We start from the raw sequence: 25377 nt of genomic DNA, 5'->3' as shown, positions 1-25377 counted from the left end.
ACACCTAACAAACTCATTGAAGCAACTGCAACTGAAACAACTTTAACTAATTTCTTTGAATCAAACATAATGAATACCTCGTTTTTTCTATATCGCTTTAATTGATTGGAACTTTTTGTTCCCTCATTCCTTACATCTTTATTGCATAACATATGCTATTAATTGCAAGGGAAAATTGAAACTTTTTTAAAAAGAATTCAAATGGCTCAAAGCCTTGCTATGATAACAAGCATGACGATTTTTGCTTTAAAATAGTCAAAAAATAAAAAACAAATTCTTTTGTAATTTAAATAAAAAAAGACAGATACTCAATTTGAATATCTGTCTCTTGGAAAATCCTATTATGACCACAACTTAATTGTAACTGTCAGTAATTTGTTTGCCTAGTGCTAATATTACAGCTACCGGATATATTAGGACACAATCTTAAAATACAGTCACTTAGTCAGCAAAATATTGCAAAATGTCTTCTTCAGTTAATTTCTTTTTGTCTTTGCCTTTCACATCAAGCACGATTTCACCACTATTTAGAATAATCGTGCGGTTGCCATATTTGATCGCATCCTTTAATTGGTGGGTAATCATGATGCAGGTCAAATGCTCTTCGCGGACAACCTTGTCGGTTAACTCCAATAGCTCGCGGCTGGTATTAGGATCAAGTGCTGCCGTGTGTTCATCAAGTAAGAGCAGATCTGGCCGTTTAATCGTGGCCATTAAGAAACTTAAGGTTTGACGCTGACCACCAGAAAGGTTACCCACGAATGTATTAAGCCGTTCGTTTAAACCATTAGGAAGCTGTGATGTTTCCTTTTTAAAATCGTCTAGGTGCTTATCAAGTCCGCGCAAATGCAGTCCGCGGTGGTGGCCTCGCTTAGTAGCTAACAATAAATTCTCAGCCACAGTCATTCTCGGTGCCGTGCCCATCTTAGGGTCCTGAAAAACTTGCGCGATGTATTTTGCGCGTTTTACTTCAGAGTCATTAGTCAAGTTGCGCTTTTTGCGCTTTTTTAAAAATATTTTTCCAGTGGTAGGAAACAGCGAGCCGTTGATGATGTTGAGCAGGGTAGATTTGCCCGCGCCGTTAGTTCCAAGGAGAGTAACAAAATCGCCATCTTCCAGTTTTAAATTGATGTTTTTGAGAATCTTTTTTTCTTCATTCGTACCTGCATTAACCGTAGTCGAAATGTTTTGTAAATCTAAAATTGTACTCATGGCTTTGTTACTCCTTTTTTCAATAATTTGCGCGTATGAAATTTCTTTTCAAATAAGGGAAGCATCATACAAATTGCTAAGATGATGGCCGAGATCAGTTTGAAATCGTTGGTGCTGAAGCCTAATTGCAAAACTAAGAGCAGGATTAGGCGATAGATGATACTGCCGATAACCACTGCGATCAATCGCGCGGTTAGGCTTAAATCACCATAGGCTACTTCACCGATGATAATGGCGGCTAACCCAATAACCATCGTCCCGATTCCCATGTTAACGTCGGCGTAGCCACCGTTTTGGGCTAACAATCCGCCGGCTAACCCGATCAAACCGTTGGAAATCATCAAGCCCAGGATTTTCATATTATCTGTGTTGATGCCTAAAGATCGAGCCATGTTTTCGTTATCACCGGTCGCAATGAAGCTTTGACCAAGATCGGTGTTAAGGAAAAGGGCTAACAATAAAATAATTAAGATTGCGGCTAAGAGTCCGATCACAATCGTAGGAAAGTTAGCCGGCAATTTTTGCAATAATTTGCCATTGAGCAAAGTTGCTTTATTGAGCAGACCCACATTGGCCTTGCCCAGGATTCGTAAGTTGATAGAATAGACGCCTGTCATGGTTAGGATTCCGGCCAGTAGTACTGGAATTTTACCCTTGGTATAAAGCAAGCCAGTCACTAGTCCGGTAAGCATCCCGCCTAAGAATGCTAAAATCGTGGCCAGCATGGGATCAACGCCGTGGACCAATGCACTGACGCAGATTGCTGCGCCGAAGGGGAAAGTGCCCTCGACCGTCATGTCGGGGAAGTTCAAAATTCTAAAGGTGAGGAAAAGCCCTAAGGCTAAGACGCCCCATAAGAGGCCTTGTCCGATGGTAGAAGTAATAAGACTCATTTGATGATCCGTCCTTTCTTGTGCGCTGCTTGCAATACCTGATTTGGAATATGAATATTTAGTTCATCGGCAGCTTTTTGATTGATGACTGTTTCGTAGCTAGTAACACGCTTAACTGGCGTAGTTGCTGGATTTTTGCCTTTTAAAATTTGTCCGGCCATTTTGCCAGTTAAGACGCCCATGTCGAATTGACTGACACAGCGCGTTGTGCTAAACCGCCTGACTTGACCATGGTGTCGGCAGCTGGGAAGACTGGAATCTTGGCTGCGTTCGTAGCTTTAAGCAAAGTAGCGATTCCGGAAGCTACGGTGTTGTCAGTTGGCACGTAGACCGCCTGCACCTTGCCGGCCATCGTTTGGGCAACCTGCTCGATATCGTTGGTTGAGGTGATGGTGTAAGGGCGAACCGTGATGCCTTGGGCTTCAGCTAGCTTTTTAAATTCATGGTATTCAGCAGTAGATGAGTCATCGCTTGAGGTATAGATGACGCCGATTTTTTTAGCTTTAGGCAAAATCGTTTGCAATAATTTTAGTTGAGCTGGAATTGGTTGCCTATCTTGCACGCCGGTAACCTTGCCGCCGGGACGTGTCATGCTTTTTACTAAATGTGCTCCAATCGGATCACTAACTGCACCCATGATGACCGGGATGTTGCCAGCTTGATTGGCCAATGATTGCACTGCTGGAGTCGCAATCCCAATTGTAAGGGCGGCATTTTCTTGTTTAAAATGATCGCTCATCGATTTCAAATTGCTTTGGTCGCCCTGCGCATTTTGAAAATCGATCTTCACGTTTTTATTTTCAACATAGCCTTCGTCTTTTAGCCCTTGAATGATTCCTTGATGGATCTGATCCAAGGCCGGATGACTCAGCGTTTGTAGAATTCCCACAGTTGGTCTCTTTTGCTCGGCCGTTTGCTTATTATTTTCAAAAACAAAAGCAGCAACCAGAAAAGCAAACAGAGCGATGATGGTTCCGATTAATCTTTTCATACTTAAACTCCTCTAACAAAAAAGGCATTTCCGTTTGACGGGAAATGCCTAAAACAAAAACCCGCACGTCTTATATTCCGTGCGGGTAATAATTCTTGAAGATTTATCATACCAGCACAGACGCGAAAAATTTGAGTCGCATCTGTGCCCAATATAAGCGTGCAGAAACAACTCTAGTGCTGGTTTTGCCAACGATTGATTACTACATTCTTAAACATGATAAATTCTTCCTTTCTTTCAATTGATGATTGATTGACCTAAATTTTATTCGCTTGTTTAAAAGATGTCAATAGAAATTTTGAAATCTGCTATAATTAAGAATCCCAGAAAAATAGAAAGGACCTACTTATGCGCTATCAACAAATTATTTTTGACGTAGATGATACGATTATAGACTTTGCGGCTACAGAAGATTTCGCTTTACACAGCCTGTTTAATGCTCATCATTGGCCTTTATCACCGGAATTGCAGCGCCAATATCACTCCTATAATCAGGGCTTGTGGCGCAGGCTTGAGCAGGGTGAAATCACTTATGAAGAATTAAGTGAAATGACTTTCCACGACTTTATCAAAAAGAATCTTGGCTTAGAAATTGATGGCATGAAAGCGATGGATGAATATCGCTCTTACTTTGGCGAAGCCCATCAATTATTGCCTGGGGTTGAAGATACTTTGAAGTTTGCTAAAAAGCAGGGCTATAAGCTGACTATTTTGAGCAATGGTGAAAAGTTTATGTAAAATCACCGATTAGAGTTGGCTGGTGTGAAAAAATATTTCGATCTAATCGTTACCTCGGAAGAGGCACATTATTCTAAGCCGAATCCGCATGCCTTTGATTATTTCTTTAGCCGCACGGAAATTGGGCCAACCGAGACCGTCTTTTTTGGCGATGGCCTGCAATCAGATATTTTAGGTGCGGAAAAATATGGTTTCGACAGTATCTGGTATAATCACCGTCACCGTAAAAATACCTTGCATTTACATCCCAAGTTTGTGGTAGAGACTTATCCAGAATTGGTTAAATTAATGCAACATGATTTTCAGAAGAAGTATTAATCATTGTATTTTTTTCTCTTCAAGAAAATACCCCAGCCAATAGTTAGGACACTAGCGACAATCATTAAGATTCAGAAACCATTTTTATCTTCTTTACCAGGTAAACCACCGACGTTCATGCCCCAGATGCCACTGATTAAAGCCGGAACAGCGATGACTAAGGCGGCTGAGTCAAGGTATTTCATTAAGTGGTTCAAATGGCTGTTCATCATGGCGGTAAAGAGGCCACTGATGGAATTTTGAATTCGGTTCAGGGATATGACTTAGATAATCAAGGTAATATTTATATTTCTAGTCAAAAATCACCTGACCTTGAGAAAAAAAGTATTATCATAAGGAGATTTTAAAGATACCATATTATTCTCGTGATATTAATACTTCTAGTCAATGGCCAAGAGTAAATCTTAGTCATCCACAAATTATTGATATTCATAATTTGCACTCAGAGGTAGAGGGTATTCAGATTATTGGTGAAAACCACTGTTATCTAACGGTAGCATATCATGGTTGGAGTGGTGAGAAACCTAAAACCACTTTAAATATGATTTATGAAATTGAATGGGATTAACCTAAGTTAGATAAAAAAGCATTGAATTTGATTCAATGCTTTTTATTGTTTAAAATTAGTATCAAGAAGATAGATTAAAGTATAGAAATTTTGAAAAGGATGATTAGATGAAACGTAAAATCATGCTAATTTCTACAGTTGCATTAATGACCGTAGTACCAATGATTGTTACATCAACTAATGAAGTTAGAGCTACAGTTAATTCAGCCAAAAAAACAGTAATGCATACTGCAATTGCTTATGATAGAGACGACAATAGTACAGGTCGGAAATACTATGCTTATGATGTAGTTACCGTTGATCCGAAAAAAGTAACTATAGATGGTAATCTATACTATAAGGTTTTTGGTAAGAACCAATATTTAAAAGCTACTAATATTGATGGTGTGACTAGACGGATGACTCATAATGCTTATATTTACAGATCATCTAATCGCCGTACTTCATTCAATGGTAAATGGAAATTATACAGAGGCCAAACTGTAACTACTTATGGTGGTTCTTATAAGTTTAAGAATGGCAAGCGTTACTTCAGAGTAGGTGGACCACATAAGCAATATATTAAATCATATAATTTAGGTCTAGTAATTAATACTAATACAGCTGCTTCAACAGATAGTGGTGAAGAAACTACAGTGACTGTAAAGTATGCTTATAATGTAAATATCTATGATAATCAAGGCAGGGTAATAAAAAAGAATATACCTAAGGGAACTAAGTTTGTAGTTGATCGTCTTGAAAAAACTTCTTTTGCTGACCAGTTCATTCCTGAATGGGCCAGTGATGGTTTCTATAGAATTAAGGGGACGACCCATTGGCTTGTCGCTGTTCTTGTAAAAGCAGATAAAAAATTGCCTTTGCGAGATCCACAGAGGGAAGAAAATTTGAATAAATATGCTTATATTACTTTTTCTAAAGATACAAATGTTTACAATGCAGATGGAACAATCCAAAATCATAATGGTCAAAAGATTGTAAAGCAAATGGGTCAATTTAAAGTAGATAAATTGATGTATATTTGGGTTCCAAGTGAAAAGAAAGCTAATTTATTCTATCATTTGGTTGGAACTAAATTCTATGCTACTAATACGGGAACAAGTTTTTTCGATAAAATCGATGTAGGACATGATGCTTATGTCAAAGCTGACGATGTGAAATTTGTTAATGGAGTACAATTAACTCCATTAAACACTGCCGCAGAAGCTCAAGTAGCTGCACAAAAAAAGTGAATATTGGATAAAGAAATTAATTTAGAGGGGAATCAAATTTAATTCGATTTGGTTCTCTTTTTCGATATAAACTTTGGTGGCAAACCTTTTTTCTCGCGTAAATCACCTAATCTAGCTTACAATTAAGAAAAAATATTTTTAGTAGCTATGATAGAAAGATGAAAAATATGGAATTACATTCACTTACTGATACTTATACTTTAAATAATGGCGTGAAAATCCCGGTGATTGGCTTCGGAACTTGGCAAACTCCAAATGGCGAAGTTGCGCAGGAATCTGTCGAAGCTGCATTGAACGCGGGCTATCGCCACATTGATACCGCTGCGGCTTATGGCAATGAGGAAAGCGTAGGCGAGGCAATTAAGAAGAGTGGCATTAACCGTCATGAATTATTTGTGATGACTAAATTGTGGGATGCCGATCACGGCTATGACAAGACTAAAAAGGCAATTGATACTAGCTTGGAAAAATTAGGTTTGGACTATCTTGATCTTTATTTAATTCACTGGCCTAACCCTGCAGCTATGCGGAACAATTGGGCAGAATTAAATGCCGAAAGCTGGCAAGCAATGGAAGAGGCAGTGAAAGCTGGTAAAATTCGCGCTATCGGTGTGTCCAACTTTAGAAAGCACCACCTGGATGAATTGATGAAGACGGCTGAGATTAAGCCGGTAGTTAATCAAAGTTACTTGAATCCGAGTGATTTGCAACCGGAAGTGACGGCCGCAAGCAAAGAATATGATTTGCTTAATGAGGCCTATAGTCCTCTTGGTACTGGTGGTTTGCTCGGTAACGAAACAGTTGGTGAAGTGGCCGCAAACTATGGCAAGTCTCCAGCGCAAGTTTTGATTCGCTGGTCGCTGCAGCACGGCTTTTTGCCATTGCCTAAGTCAGTTCATCCTAAGTACATTGCTGCTAATGCAGATGTCTTTGACTTTGAGATTAGTCCGGAAGACATGAAGAAGCTAGATGGTTTGCGTGGAGCAAGCAAGTTGGCTAATGATCCGGATAAGGTTGATTTTTAAAATAAAAAAATCATCGACTCTACAACTGCCGATGACTCTGGTCGCGTCTATTGATGATAATTACTTATCAAGCAGGCTATTTAGTTCATGAAGAACTAAATGAAGTTCATGCAATAGAACTCAAAGTAGGAAAATTGTCATGTCGTTCAACGTCTCTCACCTCCTATGGGTAAGTTGATTAGGCTACCCTGGAATGTGCATGAATGACATGCTTTTTAATTTTATCATGTTATAATACTTATAGGAAAATTGTTGTGTCCAATGATCATGGATGCATGCGATGTAAGACGATAACTTACATACGCGCGGTGGCTCTGCTTATGCAGAGCTTTTTTATTAGGGTGAAATAATGAAGAAAATTACAACGGGTATTGTGGCTCACGTTGACGCGGGTAAAACAACTTTATCTGAAGCTTTGCTTTATACGGCGGGTAATCTGCGCAACTTAGGCAGAGTGGATGATGGGGATGCATTTTTAGATACGGATCAGCTGGAGAAAAAGCGTGGCATCACGATCTTTTCTCACGAAGCCAAGTTGAAAACTGATAATCTGGAGCTGACTTTGCTGGATACTCCGGGGCACGTCGATTTTGGCCAGCAGACCGAGGAGACGCTCAGCGTCTTAGATTACGCTATCTTAGTGATCTCGATTGCGGATGGCGTGACCAGTTATGCGAGAACTTTGTGGCATTTGCTTGAGCGAAATAATGTTCCAGTATTTATTTTTGTGAATAAAACTGATGCAGTTGGGGCAGATCGAGAAAAAGCGCTGGCCGATTTGCAAAAGAACTTGAGTGAAAACTGTGTAGATTTTACCCAAATTGATGATGATTTCTACGAGAACGTGGCAGCTTGCGATGATAAGCTGTTAGAGAAATATTTGGATAATGGCGAAATTAGTCCTAGCGATGTCCAACAGGCAATTGCTGCTAGAAAAACTTTCCCAGTTTATTACGGCTCCGCATTGAAACTAACTGGCATCAAAGAATTTCTAGCTGGTTTTGAACAATGGACAAGTGAGAAAAAATTTACTAAAGATTTTTCTGCTAGATGCTTTAAGATTTCGCATGATAAAAATGGTGAACGCTTAACTTGGATTAAGATTTTAGGTGGAAAACTGAAGGCAAAGACCGAATTAAACGACGAAAAGATTAACCAGATTCGTTCTTATAATGGTGAAAAATTTACTACGATTACTGAAGTGGAAGCCGACGATGTTGTCGCTTTAACTGGTTTAACTAAAACGTATCCGGGTCAAGGATTTGGCGTCGGGGATGCAAAGAATGCAGTATTGAAGCCAGTTTTGACTTACAAAGTTGATTCTAAAGAAAATGACATTCACGCTTGTTTGGATGCACTGAAAGTCTTGGAAGATGAAAATCCGCAGTTGCATGTGACCTGGTCAGAACATTTGCAGGAAATTCACGTACAGGTAATGGGCAAGATCCAATTGCAATTTCTGCAGCAATTGTTGCAGGAGCGGTTTAATTTAGATATCGCATTTGAGCAGGGCAATATTTTATATAAGGAGACAATCACTAAATTAATTGAGGCAGTAGGCCACTTCGAACCTTTGCGGCACTATGCGGAAGTTCATTTACTTCTTGAACCAGGCGCAAGAAACAGTGGCCTTGTTTTTGCCAACAAATGCAGTCTAGAAGTTTTAACTAAAAATTGGCAGCACCAGATTATGACAGCTCTAGCTTCGAAGGAGCATCTGGGCGTTTTAACCGGTGCGCCAATTACAGATATGAAAATCACTTTGCTCGGCGGTAAAGGCAGTATTGTCCACTCCGTTGGTGGAGACTTTCGCGAGGCTACTTATCGTGCGGTACGACAAGGCTTAATGGAAGAAAAAATTCATGATCAGGTAGAACTGCTTGAGCCCTGGTATGATTTCCGTCTAGAAATAGGACAAGACCAAGTGGGCCGCGCCTTAAATGATATTCAGCGCATGAGTGGTAAATTTGCGACGCCGCAAAATATTGGCGAGCGTACGATCATTACAGGTTCTGCACCCGTTAGCGAGATGCAAGATTATGCGGCAGAAGTCCGCAGCTATACGCATGGTGAAGGTAATCTAGAATGCGTCGTTAAGGGCTATTTGCCGTGTCACAACGCTCAAGAAATTATTGCAGAGGGAAATTACGATCCAGTTTCTGATTTAGACAATACGCCAAACTCCGTCTTCTGTTCTCATGGGGCAGGACACACGGTAACCTGGGACAAGGTACCTGAGACCGCGCATTACCCGTACACTTATCCGCTCAGCTAAAATATTGTACAAAGTGAAATATCTGATAAGCTGTGAAAGAAATTTCATTTTGCCTGTCAATTGCTGAAAGAAAATCGCTTCCATAGTAAGATGAAATCAGAATAGGAAGGTTGATTTTTTATGACGACAATACCTTTTAAAGCCGTCGCGGTAGATATGGACGGTACTTTTTTAACTGAGAAAAAGACTTTTGATCATGAACTTTTTGGCAAGATTTTGAAAAAATTGCAGGCTAATCATATTCCTTTTATTTCGGCTACTGGCAATCAGCTGATCAGATCACATGAATATTTTGACGAATTTACGACGGGCATCGATTACGTTTCTGAAAATGGCGCAATTCTAGAAGCTAACGGCAAGGTTTTTAAAAAGACAGCGCTGGACTATGATATTGCGCAAAAACTACTGCACTTTATTCAGACGGATTTCTCTGAAGCCATCATTATGGTTAGCGCGCAGCACCACTGCTACATCTTGAAGAGCATGGATCAGGCAGACAAAGACGATATTCGCATCTATTATCGTAAGGTAACAGAAATTGATCAATTTACGGATATTGATCCGAATGATTCGATTTTGAAGATTTGTCTAACTGACGATGATGAATTAGCGAAGGTAATCCAAGACCAATTCAATGCTAAATATGGTGATTATATTCGTGGCACTAGCAGCGGCAATATGACGATTGATTTGGTGCACAAGGGTATTAATAAGGCTAAAGGCGTTGCAGATATGCTTAAGCACTACGGTATCGCACAAAAAGATCTGATTGCTTTTGGCGATGGTGAAAATGATATCGGGATGCTTGAAGCTTGTGGCTATAGCTATGCGATGAAAAATGCCAATGAGAAGACCAAGGCTGTAGCAAAGTATGAAGCACCGTCGAATGATGATAATGGGGTGCTACAGGTTTTGGCTAAGTATTTGGATGTTGAATGCTAGCGGAAAATAATTGGATGCAAAAAAAGCTTGAGCAAAACGCCCAAGCTTTTGTATTAGTTAAATATATGCTTCTTTTTGCAAGTTATACATATTTCTATAATCCGTATTAATCTGCATCAACCGTTTATGTGAATCAAATCCTTGAACTTTTCCATTTTGCAAGAAAAGAATTTTATCTGCATATTTTACAGCGGAAAGCCGATGAGTTACGAATACAATGGTTTTACCTTTATTTTTAGTCAAAAAATGTTTATAGATCTCATTTTCACTTTTAGCATCGATAGCAGCAGTAGGCTCATCTAGAAATTCAACTTGAGCGTTACTGTAAATGTCACGCGCAAGAGCAATTTTTTGCCACTGTCCACCTGACAATTCAATGCCATGAGCGAATTCCTTGCTTAGGATTGTATTTAAATCAATGTCTTTATCTTTAAGTAAAGATTCCAATCCAGCATTGTTTAAAGCACTTTTGACTTTGTCATTATTGCCACGACGGAAGACTGATACATTTTCAAATAAACTCAATTTAAATTTAGAATAGTCTTGAAATGTTGCAGATAAATTATCCCGATAATTTTTGATATCGTAATCTTTCAGATCGCTGCCGTTCAGATCAATTTCACCCTTACTTGGATCGTAGAAGCGCATGAGCAGTTTGATTAAGGTAGATTTGCCGGAACCATTTTCACCAACAATTGCGATTTTTTCGCCCCTGCTAATACTAAAATTAATATCGTGTAAAACTTCTTCATTAGAAAATGGATAAGTGAAAGAAACGTGTGACAATTTTATTTGTTTAATTGAATCACCAATTTTTTGAGTACCATTTTGGAAATTATCATGATATTTTTCAAAACGATTATACTTTTCTACCCATAATAATGAGTCATAAAGTAAACTACTGTCTTCCACTAAAGTGGCTAATGAGCTAGAAACAGAAGCAATTACAGAAATGAACATTAATAATGCACCAGCACCAATAAGACCTCGACTAACTGAGGAAGCGAACCAAAAGAAGCCATAACCCGAAACTATTACTACTAGTCCGAGGGAAAAGGAGCTAACATACATTTGCTTCATTCGAACTTGATCGACGTTTTTTCTAGTGTCTTTGAACAGTTCAATGTACCTGTTAATTACGGCAGGAAACATGTTGAATAAGCGTACTTCTTTAGCATCTTTTCGGTCTAGCAACAGTGAACTTAAATAATCAAGTTTTCTTGCATTTTTGCTTCTAGTTACCATTGTCTCAAAGGCTTGTTGCTGAATTCGATAGTAATTTAAGCTCTGAGGTACATTACCAGTAGTAGTAAGAGAGCGATCCATAAATTATATTTGGCTAATAAACTTAACATGAAGATTAGAGTTAAAGCAGATTGAATGATCGCAACACCAAATACGATTAAATTGACTGGCCGCCAAGAGGCGCCTTCTTTTAGTAATTGTAGGTCATCGAAGTAGGCATTATTATCAAAAATACTTAATGATTGCAAATCTTTAGATTTTTTCATTAAGCTAACATTAATGAAACCCGTTAGCTTATCTGTCAGGATTCCTTGAGTAGATGTAGCAAGGGGAGGCAAAAGCTGTGTTAGAGCTGTAGCAATAATCCAGATTCCAATACTTGTCCAAAATTGCTTATGTGCAGTGACTTCATTGATTACATTTTGACCTGCATTAATAGCTACTACTGAAGCAATAGCTTGTATAGGCGCTAATAATGCTACAAAAGTTGCTATAATTGGAGCAGCTTTAAAGAATAATTTGTATGTAGACAATAGAAGTTTGAAATAATGTTGAAAAGAATGTAGCTTTTTCATTAGCCATCTTGCCTACTTTTCTATGGAGCTAGTTAATATTTTTAATATCTGGAGTATAAATCTAAAAATAAAATAAAAATAAAAAGTGTCAAAAATGACACTTTTTATTTTTTGATTTTTTAAACTATCTCGCTCATCCCGTTTGCCTTTAAGAAATTTAAAATATTTTGGCTTTTTGCTACATCTCCGTTTAAAACATATTGATAATAATTAGCCATTATCTTAGCAAAACAGTTTTTGGGGTCGACTCTTAAGGATTTTAATCTACCTATAGATTGATATACATTATCTTTGATTACAATATTCGTGTGATTTAATGAATAATTTAAATAATTAATTAGAATTGCAGAAAACATTTTTTGCTTATTTTTGGAAATAGAATTGATATCTTGGATATTGTTCAAAAATGCTTTCAAAATAGAGTTAATGTCATCTGTATTGAAAATAAACATTGAAATGGCAAATAATCTTAAACTGCTTTCTGTCCAATTATTTGTTTCAAAAATTGCTCTTTTAATATATTCTTTCTTATTTTCAGGAATTTTATCTAAAGTATTTGAAATAGCAGCTTTTATAATAATAATTTGTGCATTAATACTATTTAAATTTAACTTACTAGTATCTTTTTGAGCAAGTAGTTCTTGCAATTTCAATATTTTTGAATAATCATTTTTATAATAAGCAGAGTGGAGTAAGTTATTACATTCTGTTTCTGATAATTCATTTTGATTGCTGTTCTCAGACTTGAGTTTTTTAAAGAAAGAAGAATAGTCAATATTGTGCAAGTCCAGAATACTTAATAGGTCATTTGCTCTAATACTACAAAGGTTCCGTTCTACTTTAGAATAAAATGATTTGGTTAATACATTGCCAGCCATTTGACTTTGACTAAGGTTAAGTCTTAGTCTTTCTTGTTTTAAAGCTTTCCCGATATCCATGTTTATCACCTAACCCTATTAATGCTTTAAATTAACATTATAATAAATTTACAAATATCCAAGAAAAAAGCACACAAAACATTGATAATACTTGATTTTTGGTAGAAAAAAAGCTTGAGCAAAACGCCCAAGCTTTTAATTTGCTTTAATTATCTAATTAAAACTTGTTCTTGTCCAAAGAAACTGGAGAATCTGGCTTTTCGCCGTTGATTAACTTCAAGTTGTTGTTGAATGCCTTAACAACCATGTTACGTACAGCGTGAGTAGTGTAGAAGGCGGTGTGTGGAGTTACCAATACGTTTGGACGATCAATTAAGTCTGCCAAACGCTTGTCTGGGAATTCTTTACCTTCCCAATCCTTGTTAAATACACCAACTTCGTCTTCGTAAGTATCCATAACGAAGCCGAAGATCTTGCCTGAGTCCAAACCACGGATTACAGCGTCAGTGTCAACAAGTGGACCACGTGAGCAGTTTACAATTACAACGCCGTCTTTCATTTCAGCGATTGACTTGTCGTTGATCATGTGAACGTTAGCTGGAACATCTGGTACGTGAAGTGAAATTACATCAGCTTGCTTGTACAAGTCGTCAAGTGAGTCAACGTAGTAACCCTTCTTTTCAAGTTCTGGGTTCTTGAAGATATCGTAAGCAATAACCTTTGCGCCGAAACCTTCCATAATACGCATAAATACTTGACCAATGTGACCAGTACCAACAACACCGACAACTTGGTCACGAACTTCACGGCCGATAGTTGGTGCCCAACGTAAGTCACGTTTAGCCATCTTTTCGTCCATGCGCTTGTCTTGACGTAATACACGTGCAGCTTGAATAGCAGCATGTTCAGCAATAGCGTCTGGTGAGTAAACAGGAACATTGGTAATTTGGAAACCTAATTCCTTAGCCTTGTCCATATCAATGTTGTCAACACCAACGTTACGTAATGACATCTTAGTTACGCCAGCGTCTGCTAAAGCTTGAAGAGTATCTGCAGTGTAGTCTAATTGTTGGTAAACAACAACACCGTCAGCACCCTTAGCTAACTTAGCAGTTTCAGGAGTCAAAAGCTTATCAGTGTAATCAACATCGATATCCTTGTGAGCTTCCTTCCATTCATTCAAGAATGGTTCTTCGTCTTTTCGAATAGCGTAAGCAAAAACCTTTGTCATAAATTCAACCTCCGTAAAATTTATTAATATAACCATTCTTCATTATACACTTTCGCTTGCTCAACAAAACACAAAAACACTCTTTTTTTGTAAAAAATGAAAGGAAAAATGATGTTACACGTGAAACGAGGTGGAAAAATGTGGATAAAAGAAATAAAATCATCAGCCTACTATTTGATATACTATGTGTAAAAACTATTAATAGGATAAATTTGTAAAAAGAGGAACCTTATGGATAATTTGAGCGAAAAAGCAGCGCAAGTCGTTGTTAAATATATAGATTTAGATAATAGTCTCGCCGAATTAGCTAATTCAGGTGATTTAAGTGGCGCACTTGGGCAGCCCATTAGATATAGCACGAATAAGCAGGTTTCTAAGTTAAAGGATAGAGGGTATGTATTAGTAGATAATGCCTTTGATCCAGTAGGCACGACACCGGTGTTTAAGGCAGAACCGACCAGTTATCTAGTAACTTTTAGGCATGGACACGAAAAAGTAACCATTGATCATTTAAAATATGGCGTTAAGCCAACAGACTTACAGACTAAGGGGACGCAAACCGTTCATTATGCTGGTGCTGGCAATCGTACTCCGCGTGATATGGTATCAACGGTTACCTTCAACCGCATCTTGGTTTATGACCAAGTGACAGGGCAGAAAATCGGCGATCAAGGCTGGAGCGTAGATCAGCGAACCTATCCTTTAATTGGGACGCCAACTGTGATGGGTTACATCCCTGATGCAGCTTATGTGGGCGGCGAGACAGTTAAGGTCGATGACCCTAACCGGCAATATACCGTTAATTACAAAATTAACAAGCAGCCCTCAGCGGACCCTCAAACAGCCGAAGTAAAATATATCGATCTTGATCGACACAACCAAGAAATTATTCCAGCAGTTAAGTTGACAGGTGCCGCTAATACGCAAATTTCTTATCAGACTGCACCAACTTTAACCAAGCTGGAAAATGCAGGATATGAATTAGTAAGCAACGACTTTGATGCTAACGGTGATATTCAATTCTTTGATAATAGCAATCAATTTACCCAGACCTTTATCGTTACTTTGAAACATCAAAAAGTAGTTGTTGACATTGACCGGCCAAGAGAAGGAATTGACCGTTCACTTTATGAAAAGACAGTTAAGCGGGTTATTGAATTCAGTGGCGCACAAGAAAAAACTCCTAAGAAAATCGTTCAAAATAGCAAGTGGCTACGTGCTGCCGCAATCGATGCAGTAACCAAGTCTGTTTTTGAAAAAGATAATGATACTACTGCCTGGTATCCAGTTGATGAGGTCTATCCTGTAGTAAAAGTCCCTATTGTGGCGGGCTATCATGCAGATAAGGCCCAAGTGCCGGCAGCTAGCGTGGCAATGAAAGATCAAGTTGAGCAAGTGCAATATCAGCTTAATGGCCGAATAATTGCCTTTGATCAGGCTGGCGAAGAAATTGCCGCAATTCCTAAATTAAGATTCATTACTGCTAAAGATGATGCTACTAAGGTAGTCACGCCAATTGTGCTGAATCAAGTGCAGGATTATGAACCCGAAAAAGAACAGGTGCCCGTTGCTGATCCAGGACAAGATATTCAGGTAACTTATGTATTGGCTCACAAGTATGTTGCCGTTAATGCAGCTCATCCGCTTGCAGGAATTGATGCTAAAAATTATAGTAAGACCGTTAAGGCAGTGGTGCATTATCAAGGTGCAGGTGAGCAGACGCCAGAGGATTCAATCCAAGTTGCTCATTGGAGCCGGACAATTACTTATGATCAGATCACTAAAGAAGTAGTAGCGGATGGCAAGTTTGATACTGATTGGCAAGCTGATCAAATTCAGTTTAAAGCCGTAAAGACTCCAGTGATTCGAGGCTACCACGCGGATATGGGCGTAGTCTCAGCGCATCCCGTTACCCAGAACAATTTGTCAGCCACAATTGTTTATACGGCTAATGGACAAATTATCCCAGTAGATGAAGCAGGGCAAGAGTTGCCTGATGTGCCGCATTTAGCTTATATTACTGATCCAGATGATGCTACCCGAGTTTTAGCAACTGAAGATGTGCCAGAGTTTGACAATTATTTGGCTGATGAGCCTATCATCAATGTTAAGGATCCTGATGCCAATACTACAGTTCTGTACCATATCAAGCCGCGCTATGTTAAGGTCGATCCCGCTCATCCATATGCTGGTATTGATCAAAAAGAATACGATTATCAAGTAGAGAACCGTATTCATTATGTGGGTGCAGGCGAGCAAACGCCAAAGGATTCAGTGCAAGTAGCTCGTTGGCAGCGTACTTTAACCGTTAATGACGTCGATGGCAGTATTGTAGAAAATGGCAAGTTCAATACTAAATGGCAAGTTGATATCAGTAATTTTGACAAGGTGACTACACCAGTGATTGATGGCTATCACGCTAATGAAGCTTATGTTCCTAGTCGGCAAGTTGATCGTGAAGATCACCGAATTGAAATTACCTATCAAAAGAATGGGGCGGTTGTGCCAGTAGATATTAAAGGAAATAAGATTCCGAATGCACCGCATATCCCTTATCTGACTGATCCAAGCAATCCAACTAAGGTATTAACTGAACAAACTGTACCGCGTCTGATGGGCTACATGCCTAAGCAGCCATTAGTCAACGTAGATCAAGCGGGTGAGGACATTCAACTGACTTATTACGCGTTAGATCAGGTTAAAGAATTGGATAAAACGGATTCGCAAGAGCTAGGCAGAGCCAAGCACAACGCCAATGTATTGGCCATTCCAATCGGCGGTAAAAAACGGACGGCAATCGTTAATTTTGTTGATTTGGATCATAATGCGCACCAGATCGCATCGTCTAATATTTTGTCAGGAGATGTAGGCCAAAAGATCAATGATCTGTATAGCACGAAAGAAGTATTGCAACGACTTAAAGATCAAGGCTACGAATTGGTTTATAACGGTTTTGACTCTAACGGTGCAATTAAATACTTCGACGAACAACAAAAAAGCATCAAAATCTTCACCGTTGCCATGAAGCGCGGTCACGATTTTGTTAAGGTTGATGACAAGTTAAAGGTTGTTGCAGGCAAAAATCAACAGATGCCACAAGGTTTTATCGATCAATCTCTGGAAGCAATCAAGATCAACGATCAACCGCAAAAAGATAAACAAGCCCCGAAATCAGCAAATAAGCAAGCTGACAACGCTAAGCAGCGCCATCCCCGCATGAAGCGGACCGAGCTTAATAAGGATAAGGATCAATCTAATAGTCTAAAAAACCTATTCAAATGGATTAAAGGATAGAAATTCTAAAGGATTTCTTAAGACATAAAATAAATAGTGACATTATGTCATCATCTTGCTATTATATCTCATAGCAAAAATACAACGCAACAATAAAGATGAATTGTAAGAAGGTAAAATCTTCTAATTCCTTATTAATACATCCTATTGGACCTTTATTGATTCATACATTGGGTATTGCTCTCAACTAGCTGTCCCCTATGCGGCTAATCGAGAGTGAAGGTTGATAAGTCCATCCCCTTTTTGCAAAAGTGAGGAATCAAGCTCCCTACTTCATCTGCGTTGGACCTTTTGTTAATCTTGATCAATCATTTTCGCAACTTTAGTGATGAGTAGGCTAATGTAAAAGAATCTCGTTATTCTCATTCAACACAACTCCCTTAAAAGGGCTGGTTTAGAAAAAGTCATCTAAGCCGGTCCTTTTTCTTTTTTTCGCTATAATTAATTTGTCAATTAATTAGAAAGGCAGAAAAAATGATTTTAATTTCATGGAATATTGATTCATTAAATGCGGCTTTAACTGGAACTTCAGCTAGAGCAGAGGAGACGCGTCAGGTTTTGGATAAAATTCATGAGGCTGATCCCGATATTATTGCAATTCAAGAGACCAAATTACGAGCAACTGGTCCAACCAAAAAGCACAAAGAGATTCTGGCGGAGAAATTCCCCGAATATGACTATGTTTGGCGCTCTTCAGTAGAGCCGGCACGTAAGGGCTATGCTGGCACCATGTATCTATATAAAAAGCAGCTGCATCCTGCTGCCACAGAACCGCAAATTGGTGCTCCTGAGCCGATGGATTCAGAGGGACGGATAATTACCTTAGACTTTGGTAAATTCTTTGTCACGCAAGTATATACGCCTAATTCAGGCTCTGGCTTGAAGCGTCTAGCTGAGCGTCAAGTCTGGGACAGCAAGTATATTGAATATTTACAAAAATTAGATAAGCAAAAGCCAGTTTTGGCAAGTGGCGACTATAATTGTGCTCATACCGAAATTGACTTGAAGCATCCTGAAAATAATCACCATTCTGCTGGTTTTACTGATGAAGAAAGAACCGATTTTACTAAATTGTTAAATAGTGGCTTTACCGATACTTTCCGAGAAGTTCACGGCAATGTTAAGGGCGTTTATTCTTGGTGGGCACAGCGCGTGAGAACCGCTAAGGCTAATAACTCAGGCTGGAGAATCGATTATTGGCTAGTAAGCAGCCGCATTGCCAAGCAGGTAGTTCGCTCCGAAATGATCGATACAGGCAAGCGTGCAGATCATTGCCCAATTTTACTAGAAATTAACCTTTAAATTGCCTTAAACACTAGTATAATAATTTTTCGAAAAAGTATTTTTTGAAAAATAGGGGTTGAAAATCTTTGAATAACGAGAAAAAAGAAGATTGGGCTTTAGAGCAAGACCTGAAGTACAATCGTCTGACAGCGTTCAAGCTGTTCGCAATGACCAGTTCAATGGTTATTTCCGTTGATGAGCTGGCACCATTTGGCAAGACGGGCGCGACGGCATTGTTTTATTTGTTGATTGCCGGCATCGCCTGGTTTATTCCCATTACTCAAATGGCTGGTGAAATGGCCTCAATTGATGGCTGGGAAAAAGGCGGCATCTTCACTTGGGTGAAGGGATCGTTAGGAGACAAGACGGGCTGGACGGCCATGTTTTATCAATGGATTCACATCACCGTGGGGATGGACACGATGATGTATGTCATTATTGGCGCGCTCTCGATTGCCTTTAATACGCCGTGGTTTAATACGACGCCGATCGTGCGTTTTGGGCTAATGATGATAATTCTCTGGGGTGCGACCGCGATTCAGGTGATCGGTATCAGAAAGATAGGCCGAATCGCTGAATGGTTCTTCATTCTGGGGGATTGCAACGCCTGTCATTTTGTTAATTATCTCGTTTTTCGTTTACGTGGCTCAAGGTCATCCCTTACATATGGCGATTAACTGGAATACGGTAATTCCACATCATCTAGATGGGGCTACTTTGGTTGCCTTTGTGCCGTTTATGTTGGCTTTTTGCGGTGGGGAAGCATCAGCACCGCACGTTAAGAACCTGGATCACCCACGTTCTTACTCCAAGGTAATGCTGGGCCTGGCTTTTACGGCAATCTGCTTTGACTTGTTAGGCAGCATGGCGATCGGCATGACGGTACCCAAAGATCAGATTCAGAATAGTACCGGTTTCGTTTATACTTATGGCAAGTTATTGACTACGATTGGCTTGCCTGGTGATTTATTGCAAAAAATTGTTGGGGTAATGTTAGCTTGCGGGATCATTGGCGAGTTAGGCAACTGGATCGCTGGCCCTAACCAAGGGATGTACGAAGCAGCGAAGGAAGGCTACATGCCTAAGTTCTTTGCTAAAACGACCAAGCATGGCGTTCCACTTAGAATCATGATCTTGCAGTCTAGCATCGTGACCATTTCGGCATTGTTAATTACCTTTACTAGTGGCGAAGATGCTGACTTCGCGTTTAATTTCTCTCTGGCTGCAACGACCGCGCAATACTTGATGGTCTACATGATCATGTTAATTGCCTATATGGTTTTGAAGAAAAAGCATGAAGACTATCACCGGATGTATTACATGAGCAAGAATCCAAATTTGAGTGTTGCAATTGCTTGCTTAGCTTTAGTAATTACCGTAGTAGCTTTCTTTGTGACTTTCGTTCCGGCTCAAGGTACGCCAGTTAATTTGCGGCATATCTATGTTTGGACCTTAATTGGCATGTGCGCGATCGTTTCAGTGTTGCCACTGCTTATTTATCACTGGCATGAAAAATGGCAAAATCAATAAATTAAAGCATTCGTTTTTTAGGCGAATGCTTTTTTTAGTAGAATAATTGCTAAATGGGGTGAAAAAATGACGGATGCAATCCAAGACGCAATTTTAAATGGCTTTTATGATGAAAAATTTTTAGGTAGCGAAACTATCGGACCTAGTCTGTTAGGCAACAATCAACATGAGAAGATCTGGTTAGCCTTGCGTCAAGAATTAATGACTTGCAAAGGTTTTACTTGGGCAGTGGCCTTTATTACCCAGGACATGCTAGTGCCCTTGAAGGTGATTTTAGCGGATCTAGCCCAAGAAGGCATTGCGGGCACTTTGATTACCGGGGATTATCTTGGCTTTAACAATCCACGGGTGTTCGAAGAATTATGCAAGATCCCGAATTTAGAGGTCAGAATTGCTAATGAAGCCGGTTTTCATGCTAAAGGCTATTTGTTTGAACATGATAATTATGAAACGGTAATTGTAGGCAGTGCTAATTTCACGCGCTCGGCTTTGTTATCCAATTACGAATGGGTACTTAAGGTTAGTTCTAGAAAACAGGCAGGTTTAACTAAACAGTTTGCACGCAAAATTAATTCATTAAAGCAAAATAGCTTTGTTTTAAATGAAGAATGGCTGGCAAATTATAAACAAAATTGGGTTCAGCCCACGCCACGTTTGATGCCTAAAAAGACGGTGAAAATCGTACCCAATCAAATGCAGAAGGCGGCCTTGAAAAATTTGACTGCTTTGGTGAATAGCGGTGCTAAAAGAGGACTAGTCGTTTCGGCAACAGGAACGGGGAAGACATATCTAGGTGCTTTTGTCGTAAAGGATTTTCAACCCCGAAAATTTTTATACATTGTGCACCGCCAGCAGATTGCTAAAAAATCTTTGGCAAGCTTCTATCGCGTGATTGGTGGTGAACGGAAAGATTACGGCTTGCTTACTGGTGGTCAACATGATTTAGATAAAAAATATTTATTTGCGACCGTGCAGACGTTGAGTCAGCCAGATATTTTAAAACAGTTGAAGCCAGATGAATTTGACTATGTTTTAATTGATGAGGCACACCGGGTAGCAGCACCTAGCTATCAGCAGATACTGGCGCATTTTCAACCACAGTTTTTGTTAGGCATGACGGCTACGCCTGAACGAATGGATGAGCAGAATGTCTACCAGATTTTTGATTATAATTTAGCTTATGAGATCCGTTTGCGGGATGCGCTGGAAGAAAAGATGCTAGCGCCGTTTCACTATGTGGGAGTGCAGGATTATGAAGCAGGTGGGCAGGCAATTGATGAGACAACGGACTTGCGCTACTTAGTTTCAGAGAAACGCGTCGATTATGTGCTAAAGGAAATGGATTATTATGGCTATTGCGGCAAGCAGCCTAAAGGCCTGGTTTTCTGCAGCAGACAAGAAGAAGCGCGGGATTTAGCTCATTTATTTTCTCTTAAACAGCACCCTGCGGTTGCCTTAACCAATGAAGATAGTGAAAAACGGCGCAATCAAGTAGTTCAGGACTTAATTAATGGCAAGATTGAATATATTACTGCTGTTGATCTGTTTAATGAAGGAATCGACATTCCGGCTTTGAATCAGATTGTGATGCTGCGCAATACTCAGTCTAGTATTGTTTTTATTCAGCAATTAGGGCGAGGATTGAGGAAGTACCCAGGCAAGGATTTTGTTACGGTTCTTGATTTTATCGGTAACTATAAAAATAATTACATGATTCCTATTGCACTTCATCAGGATACGTCTCGTGATAAGGATCAGGCTAAAAGAGAAGCGCGCTTGCCTGAATTAATTGATGTTTCAACGATTAATTTTACTAAGCTAGCATCAGAAAAGATTTTGTCATCACTGGATCAAGTGAAGCTAGATGGGATGCGTGAACTGCGGCAGAGCTATCGCGAGTTAAAGAATAAGCTAGGGCGCGTGCCGTTATTGCTTGATTTTTACCAATATGGCTCAGTTTCTCCGCTGGTTTTCGCTACTCAGCATGGTTTAGTTAATTACGCGGATTTTTTGAATAAAATGAATGAAAAGGTTGCGCTGACTCAATACGAAAATGAAGTCTTGAGCTTTGTAACTAAAGAATTACTCAATGGTAAGCGAATTCATGAATTGCTTTTATTAAAAATGCTCCTGCAAGAAAAAACAGTACGTCAAGAAGACTATCTAGTCGCACTAAAAAAGCAGCATGCCTATATTAATGATGCGGTTTTAGCTTCTGTAATGGATATTTTATCTTTGTCATTTTTTGATATTAAACAGGGTAAAACCACAAAAAAGGCGCAGTATGGCGACCAGCCACTAGTTGAACAGCGGGATTTGTTCGATTATCAATTAACTAAGCAGCTGCGTCAGGCCCTGGAACATGTCGAATTTAGGCAATTGTTCAAGGATGCAGTTGAAGTAGGATTAGCGCTGAACCAGCACTATGACAATCGCACTCAGTTCACTTTATATCAGCAGTACGATCGAAAAGATGCTTGTCGCTTGCTAAATTGGCCTAGGGATGTGTCAGCACCAATGTATGGCTACCGCGTAGGTGAACACGAGACGCCGATTTTTATCACTTACCAAAAAGATGCCGAGCAGCGCAATGCTTTGTATCATAATACGCTGGAAGATGGGCGCAGCTTGCGGTGGTATACGCGGGTACCCCGACATTTGAATTCAGATGAGGTGCAGCGCTTATTGCATACTAAGCAAATGAAATTGCACTTATTTGTTAAAAGAAGCGATGCATCTGGTAAACAATTCTTTTATTTAGGCGAAGCTAAGATTCAGTCGGATTCTGTCAGAGAAGAATTGCTAGGCGTGAAGAAAAAGCCAGCGGTAGGGATGAATTTGCTATTGCAGCATCCATTGAGCAGCGCGATGAATGAATTATTATTTGCATGAAAAAAGCTTTCTTCGTAAATTGAAGAAAGCTTTTTCTAACGATCAATAAATGTATATGGCTTGATATGATTTAAGATTTGATAGCCGACATTCTTTTGCGCGTTTTCATCACCGACAGTTTGGTTTAAAAACATAATCAGACCGTTGCGGTTATCTGTTGTCATTTGTACCCAAATGCCGAAGTGGGTATCGGTAATGTTGCCGTAAGCAGACTTGATCGTGTCGTTATTATCCAGATAGAGACCACCTGAGTAATTATTAGCGCGACTATTTAAGTGAGTTAAGTAATGGAAATCAGACTTGCTCAAGATTTGCCCATTGCTTAGCCCTACTTGAATTTTGTAATAATCCATTGGCGTGGTGAACATGTTGGCGGCACCTGGAAGCTGTGAGGCAACCGTTCTTTTTACGTATTCAGGGTCTTGGTAATTCTTGGCATTCCAAGTGTAAGAAATGGAATCAGTTTTCCAACTAGGAATATTTTGATATAAATAAGTATTAGTCAAACCTAGTTTATTCACGATGCGGGTATTGAAATTATCTTCATAAGATTGTCCGCTCACTTTTTTAATAATGCCGGCAAGCAAAATAAAGTTCGAATTATTATAGAAGTAACTGCCTGGCGTACCGGTACTATTATTATTGATATTGTCGATTACCCAGTTAATGGCGTCATCTTCTGAATACTCAAGATTACGGTCGGGTTCCGTATTACCGGCATTAATGCCAGAAGTGTGGGTCAGCAGTTGCCCTAGAGTAATATTGTCGGCGTTCTTTAGGTTAGGATACCAACGAGAAATCTTGGTATTTTGGGTAAAGCGCTGACTGGTGTGCAAATTTTCATTCATTAATTGAATGACTATGGCAGCTGTAACTACTTTTTGTAAAGAGCCGGTCGGATAAACAACTTGACTATTGCCGTTGCCGATTCGCTTGCCATACCAGGCCCAACCGAGGCTAATTTGCTGCGGCTTGCCGTTTTTAATGATGACGGTGCTGCCGCGACTATTGTTTTGGGCTAAAACGCTACGGACATAACTGCGCATGGCAGACTTTGAATATGAGCGTGCTTGAACTGTTGTCGAAGTGGGTGCTGCAACTGCGGGTGCGGCAATTGTTAAAAGCGACGCGGCAGCCAAGCTGATGAGTGTTTTTTTTAGAATTTTGAAGGCCTCCCTTAAATATGTCTAATCTACATTTTAGCGCGAACTTTGCAGCATACAAGCTAAAAATCATTAAGAAAATGTAAACTAAAAGCTTTACTTATGACTTTTAACTAGGAAAAGTAATAATAGTAAAATTGAGGAAGAAAAAATGACAGCACAAAAAATAATTCATGATCAATTGTTTTTGAGACAAAAATCAACTTTAGCAAATAAAATGGATTTACCCATTGCGTTTGATTTGCGTGATACGTTAGTAGCTAATCAAGGAAGAGCAGCGGGATTAGCAGCTAACATGATCGGTCAGTCCAAGCGGATAATTGCTTTCTATGCTGGGATGCTTCCATTAATAATGATTAATCCGCAGATTATTAAAAGAAGTGGGAAATATTTTGCAAAAGAGGGATGCTTGTCGCTAAGTGGAGAAAGACAGGCACTGCGTTATCAGCGAATTACGGTTACTTATCAAGATTTGAAGCTGAATAAAATGACGCAAGAGTTTACTGGCTTTGTTGCCGAAACGATTCAACATTAAGTAGATCATTGCAATGGAATTTTGATTTAATAAAAGTTTTTTTGAAAAATATTTTGATAAAATAGTTCGGCAATTAGCTAATGATGTTTTAATAATCAATAAATAAGATCGGATTATGGATAATGAAATACTTAATGTGAAGAATACTATAGACTGTGTCTCTGATAATGCGAACGAAAAGGAAGATTTGCCAAAAGGACAGAAATAGGGTAAATTAATAAAGGCGCTTCGAGAGAGGCGGCTGAGCTTCAATAAAAGAGCTTGAGCAAGAAAAAAACAAGAAAATGAAAAAAGTACTTGCAAAAGCATTGAGAAGCTGGTAACATATTTAAATGCCGTCAGGCGAGAGCAGAAAAGCTCAAGCAGGTCGACGAAAACAAATTCAAAAAAGTTCTTGACAGAGCTTTGAGAGTTTGGTAAAGTGAAAAAGCTGTCCGGTCTAGCCGGACAGAGGTAGTACTTTGAAAACTGAACAAAGTTTCGCTAAAAGTGTGCGGGTGTAAGAACCCAAACAAAAAGCGAAGTCAATTTCGCAAGCAATAAATTTGAGACAAAGATC

16 protein-coding genes and 5 pseudogenes are annotated in these 25377 nt (G+C 39.3%); 13 read left to right on the top strand and 8 right to left on the bottom strand.

Annotation, left to right across the window (positions count from 1 at the left end; all coding sequences use genetic code 11):
• Nucleotides 1-441: 441 nt before the first annotated feature.
• The 3 genes and pseudogenes from BLP58_RS08655 to trpX form a co-directional block, all read right to left on the bottom strand.
• Nucleotides 442-1212, bottom strand: coding sequence for an ABC transporter ATP-binding protein (locus BLP58_RS08655; RefSeq protein WP_013855066.1), 771 nt, complete (start codon nucleotides 1210-1212; stop codon nucleotides 442-444).
• Nucleotides 1209-2105 (bottom strand): ABC transporter permease, encoded by an 897-nt coding sequence (locus tag BLP58_RS08650; RefSeq protein WP_013855067.1) that lies wholly within the window; start codon nucleotides 2103-2105, stop codon nucleotides 1209-1211. Before BLP58_RS08650 ends, BLP58_RS08655 begins: the two co-directional genes overlap by 4 nt.
• Nucleotides 2102-3096: pseudogene (trpX, locus tag BLP58_RS08645) on the bottom strand (tryptophan ABC transporter substrate-binding protein). The gene BLP58_RS08650 and the pseudogene trpX overlap by 4 nt, the downstream one beginning before the upstream one ends.
• Nucleotides 3097-3191: 95 nt before the next feature.
• Between trpX and BLP58_RS12215 the strand changes: the two are divergent.
• Together BLP58_RS12215 and BLP58_RS08640 are read left to right on the top strand one after the other, a co-directional pair.
• The gene (locus BLP58_RS12215) at nucleotides 3192-3341 is read left to right on the top strand and encodes a hypothetical protein (RefSeq protein WP_193221716.1); all 150 of its coding nucleotides are present in this window, start codon (nucleotides 3192-3194) and stop codon (nucleotides 3339-3341) included.
• Between the two features lie 103 nt (nucleotides 3342-3444).
• Nucleotides 3445-4152: pseudogene (locus tag BLP58_RS08640) on the top strand (YjjG family noncanonical pyrimidine nucleotidase).
• On the opposite strand, the pseudogene BLP58_RS12660 reads toward BLP58_RS08640, so the two are convergent.
• Nucleotides 4149-4391, bottom strand: a pseudogene (locus BLP58_RS12660) (CorA family divalent cation transporter); the annotation flags it as partial. The pseudogenes BLP58_RS08640 and BLP58_RS12660 overlap by 4 nt on opposite strands.
• Here BLP58_RS12660 and BLP58_RS12760 point away from each other — a divergent pair.
• The 6 genes from BLP58_RS12760 (at nucleotide 4350) to BLP58_RS08610 (ending at nucleotide 10191) form a co-directional block, all read left to right on the top strand.
• Nucleotides 4350-4499 carry a helveticin J family class III bacteriocin gene (locus BLP58_RS12760; RefSeq protein ID WP_013855069.1) on the top strand — a complete coding sequence of 50 codons (150 nt, stop codon included), beginning with the start codon at nucleotides 4350-4352 and terminating at the stop codon, nucleotides 4497-4499. The pseudogene BLP58_RS12660 and the gene BLP58_RS12760 overlap by 42 nt on opposite strands.
• Nucleotides 4493-4720, top strand: a complete 228-nt coding sequence (locus BLP58_RS12810) for a helveticin J family class III bacteriocin (RefSeq protein ID WP_173003832.1) — start codon at nucleotides 4493-4495, stop codon at nucleotides 4718-4720. Before BLP58_RS12760 ends, BLP58_RS12810 begins: the two co-directional genes overlap by 7 nt.
• 107 nt (nucleotides 4721-4827) lie before the next feature.
• Nucleotides 4828-5949 (top strand): SLAP domain-containing protein, encoded by a 1122-nt coding sequence (locus BLP58_RS08625; RefSeq protein ID WP_013855070.1) that lies wholly within the window; start codon nucleotides 4828-4830, stop codon nucleotides 5947-5949.
• 167 nt (nucleotides 5950-6116) lie between these two features.
• On the top strand, nucleotides 6117-6974 hold the full coding sequence (locus BLP58_RS08620) for an aldo/keto reductase (RefSeq protein WP_013855071.1): 858 nt from the start codon (nucleotides 6117-6119) through the stop codon (nucleotides 6972-6974).
• Between the two features lie 349 nt (nucleotides 6975-7323).
• Entirely contained in the window at nucleotides 7324-9249 is a 1926-nt protein-coding gene (locus BLP58_RS08615) for an elongation factor G (protein WP_013855072.1), read from the top strand.
• Between the two features lie 120 nt (nucleotides 9250-9369).
• Entirely contained in the window at nucleotides 9370-10191 is an 822-nt protein-coding gene (locus BLP58_RS08610; RefSeq protein ID WP_013855073.1) for a Cof-type HAD-IIB family hydrolase, read from the top strand.
• A gap of 57 nt (nucleotides 10192-10248) precedes the next feature.
• Here BLP58_RS08610 and BLP58_RS08605 read toward each other — a convergent pair.
• From BLP58_RS08605 to BLP58_RS08595, 3 genes and pseudogenes are all read right to left on the bottom strand, one after another.
• A pseudogene (locus BLP58_RS08605) lies at nucleotides 10249-12011 on the bottom strand (ABC transporter ATP-binding protein).
• A 119-nt stretch (nucleotides 12012-12130) separates the two neighbouring features.
• Nucleotides 12131-12949: a helix-turn-helix domain-containing protein gene (locus BLP58_RS08600; RefSeq protein ID WP_013855076.1), complete on the bottom strand. Its 819-nt coding sequence runs from the start codon at nucleotides 12947-12949 to the stop codon at nucleotides 12131-12133.
• 157 nt (nucleotides 12950-13106) lie between these two features.
• Nucleotides 13107-14120 carry a D-2-hydroxyacid dehydrogenase gene (locus BLP58_RS08595; RefSeq protein ID WP_013855077.1) on the bottom strand — a complete coding sequence of 338 codons (1014 nt, stop codon included), beginning with the start codon at nucleotides 14118-14120 and terminating at the stop codon, nucleotides 13107-13109.
• Between the two features lie 231 nt (nucleotides 14121-14351).
• Between BLP58_RS08595 and BLP58_RS08590 the strand changes: the two genes are divergently transcribed.
• From BLP58_RS08590 to BLP58_RS08575, 4 genes and pseudogenes are all read left to right on the top strand, one after another.
• Nucleotides 14352-17414, top strand: coding sequence for a mucin-binding protein (locus tag BLP58_RS08590; protein ID WP_013855078.1), 3063 nt, complete (start codon nucleotides 14352-14354; stop codon nucleotides 17412-17414).
• Between the two features lie 474 nt (nucleotides 17415-17888).
• On the top strand, nucleotides 17889-18716 hold the full coding sequence (locus BLP58_RS08585; protein WP_013855079.1) for an exodeoxyribonuclease III: 828 nt from the start codon (nucleotides 17889-17891) through the stop codon (nucleotides 18714-18716).
• 68 nt (nucleotides 18717-18784) lie between these two features.
• Nucleotides 18785-20228: pseudogene (locus BLP58_RS08580) on the top strand (amino acid permease).
• Between the two features lie 66 nt (nucleotides 20229-20294).
• A complete protein-coding gene (locus BLP58_RS08575) occupies nucleotides 20295-23120 on the top strand; it encodes a DEAD/DEAH box helicase (RefSeq protein WP_013855080.1) in 2826 nt (941 codons plus the stop codon).
• Nucleotides 23121-23155: 35 nt separating this feature from the next.
• On the opposite strand, the gene BLP58_RS08570 is transcribed toward BLP58_RS08575, so the two are convergent.
• A complete protein-coding gene (locus tag BLP58_RS08570; RefSeq protein WP_025084250.1) occupies nucleotides 23156-24166 on the bottom strand; it encodes a serine hydrolase domain-containing protein in 1011 nt (336 codons plus the stop codon).
• A 268-nt stretch (nucleotides 24167-24434) separates the two neighbouring features.
• On the opposite strand from BLP58_RS08570, the gene BLP58_RS08565 reads away from it, so the two are divergent.
• Nucleotides 24435-24818 carry a peptide deformylase gene (locus BLP58_RS08565; protein WP_013855082.1) on the top strand — a complete coding sequence of 128 codons (384 nt, stop codon included), beginning with the start codon at nucleotides 24435-24437 and terminating at the stop codon, nucleotides 24816-24818.
• Nucleotides 24819-25377 lie beyond the last annotated feature (559 nt).

The organism is Lactobacillus kefiranofaciens (assembly GCF_900103655.1).
Lineage (GTDB): Bacteria > Bacillota > Bacilli > Lactobacillales > Lactobacillaceae > Lactobacillus > Lactobacillus kefiranofaciens.
This window is presented reverse-complemented; position numbering and strand designations above follow the sequence as displayed.

Excerpts from the sequence above, each read along its gene's own strand:
- BLP58_RS08655 (WP_013855066.1), bottom strand. The coding sequence starts at position 1,212 with ATGAGTACAATTTTAGATTTACAAAACATTTCGACTACGGTTAATGCA.
- BLP58_RS12760 (WP_013855069.1), top strand. The coding sequence starts at position 4,350 with ATGGCTGTTCATCATGGCGGTAAAGAGGCCACTGATGGAATTTTGAAT.
- BLP58_RS08615 (WP_013855072.1), top strand. The coding sequence starts at position 7,324 with ATGAAGAAAATTACAACGGGTATTGTGGCTCACGTTGACGCGGGTAAA.
- BLP58_RS08650 (WP_013855067.1), bottom strand. The coding sequence starts at position 2,105 with ATGAGTCTTATTACTTCTACCATCGGACAAGGCCTCTTATGGGGCGTC.
- BLP58_RS08570 (WP_025084250.1), bottom strand. The coding sequence starts at position 24,166 with ATGCGCAGTTATGTCCGTAGCGTTTTAGCCCAAAACAATAGTCGCGGC.
- BLP58_RS08585 (WP_013855079.1), top strand. The coding sequence starts at position 17,889 with ATGATTTTAATTTCATGGAATATTGATTCATTAAATGCGGCTTTAACT.
- BLP58_RS08625 (WP_013855070.1), top strand. The coding sequence starts at position 4,828 with ATGAAACGTAAAATCATGCTAATTTCTACAGTTGCATTAATGACCGTA.
- BLP58_RS08600 (WP_013855076.1), bottom strand. The coding sequence starts at position 12,949 with ATGGATATCGGGAAAGCTTTAAAACAAGAAAGACTAAGACTTAACCTT.
- BLP58_RS08595 (WP_013855077.1), bottom strand. The coding sequence starts at position 14,120 with ATGACAAAGGTTTTTGCTTACGCTATTCGAAAAGACGAAGAACCATTC.
- BLP58_RS08590 (WP_013855078.1), top strand. The coding sequence starts at position 14,352 with ATGGATAATTTGAGCGAAAAAGCAGCGCAAGTCGTTGTTAAATATATA.
- BLP58_RS08610 (WP_013855073.1), top strand. The coding sequence starts at position 9,370 with ATGACGACAATACCTTTTAAAGCCGTCGCGGTAGATATGGACGGTACT.
- BLP58_RS08575 (WP_013855080.1), top strand. The coding sequence starts at position 20,295 with ATGACGGATGCAATCCAAGACGCAATTTTAAATGGCTTTTATGATGAA.
- BLP58_RS08565 (WP_013855082.1), top strand. The coding sequence starts at position 24,435 with ATGACAGCACAAAAAATAATTCATGATCAATTGTTTTTGAGACAAAAA.
- BLP58_RS08620 (WP_013855071.1), top strand. The coding sequence starts at position 6,117 with ATGGAATTACATTCACTTACTGATACTTATACTTTAAATAATGGCGTG.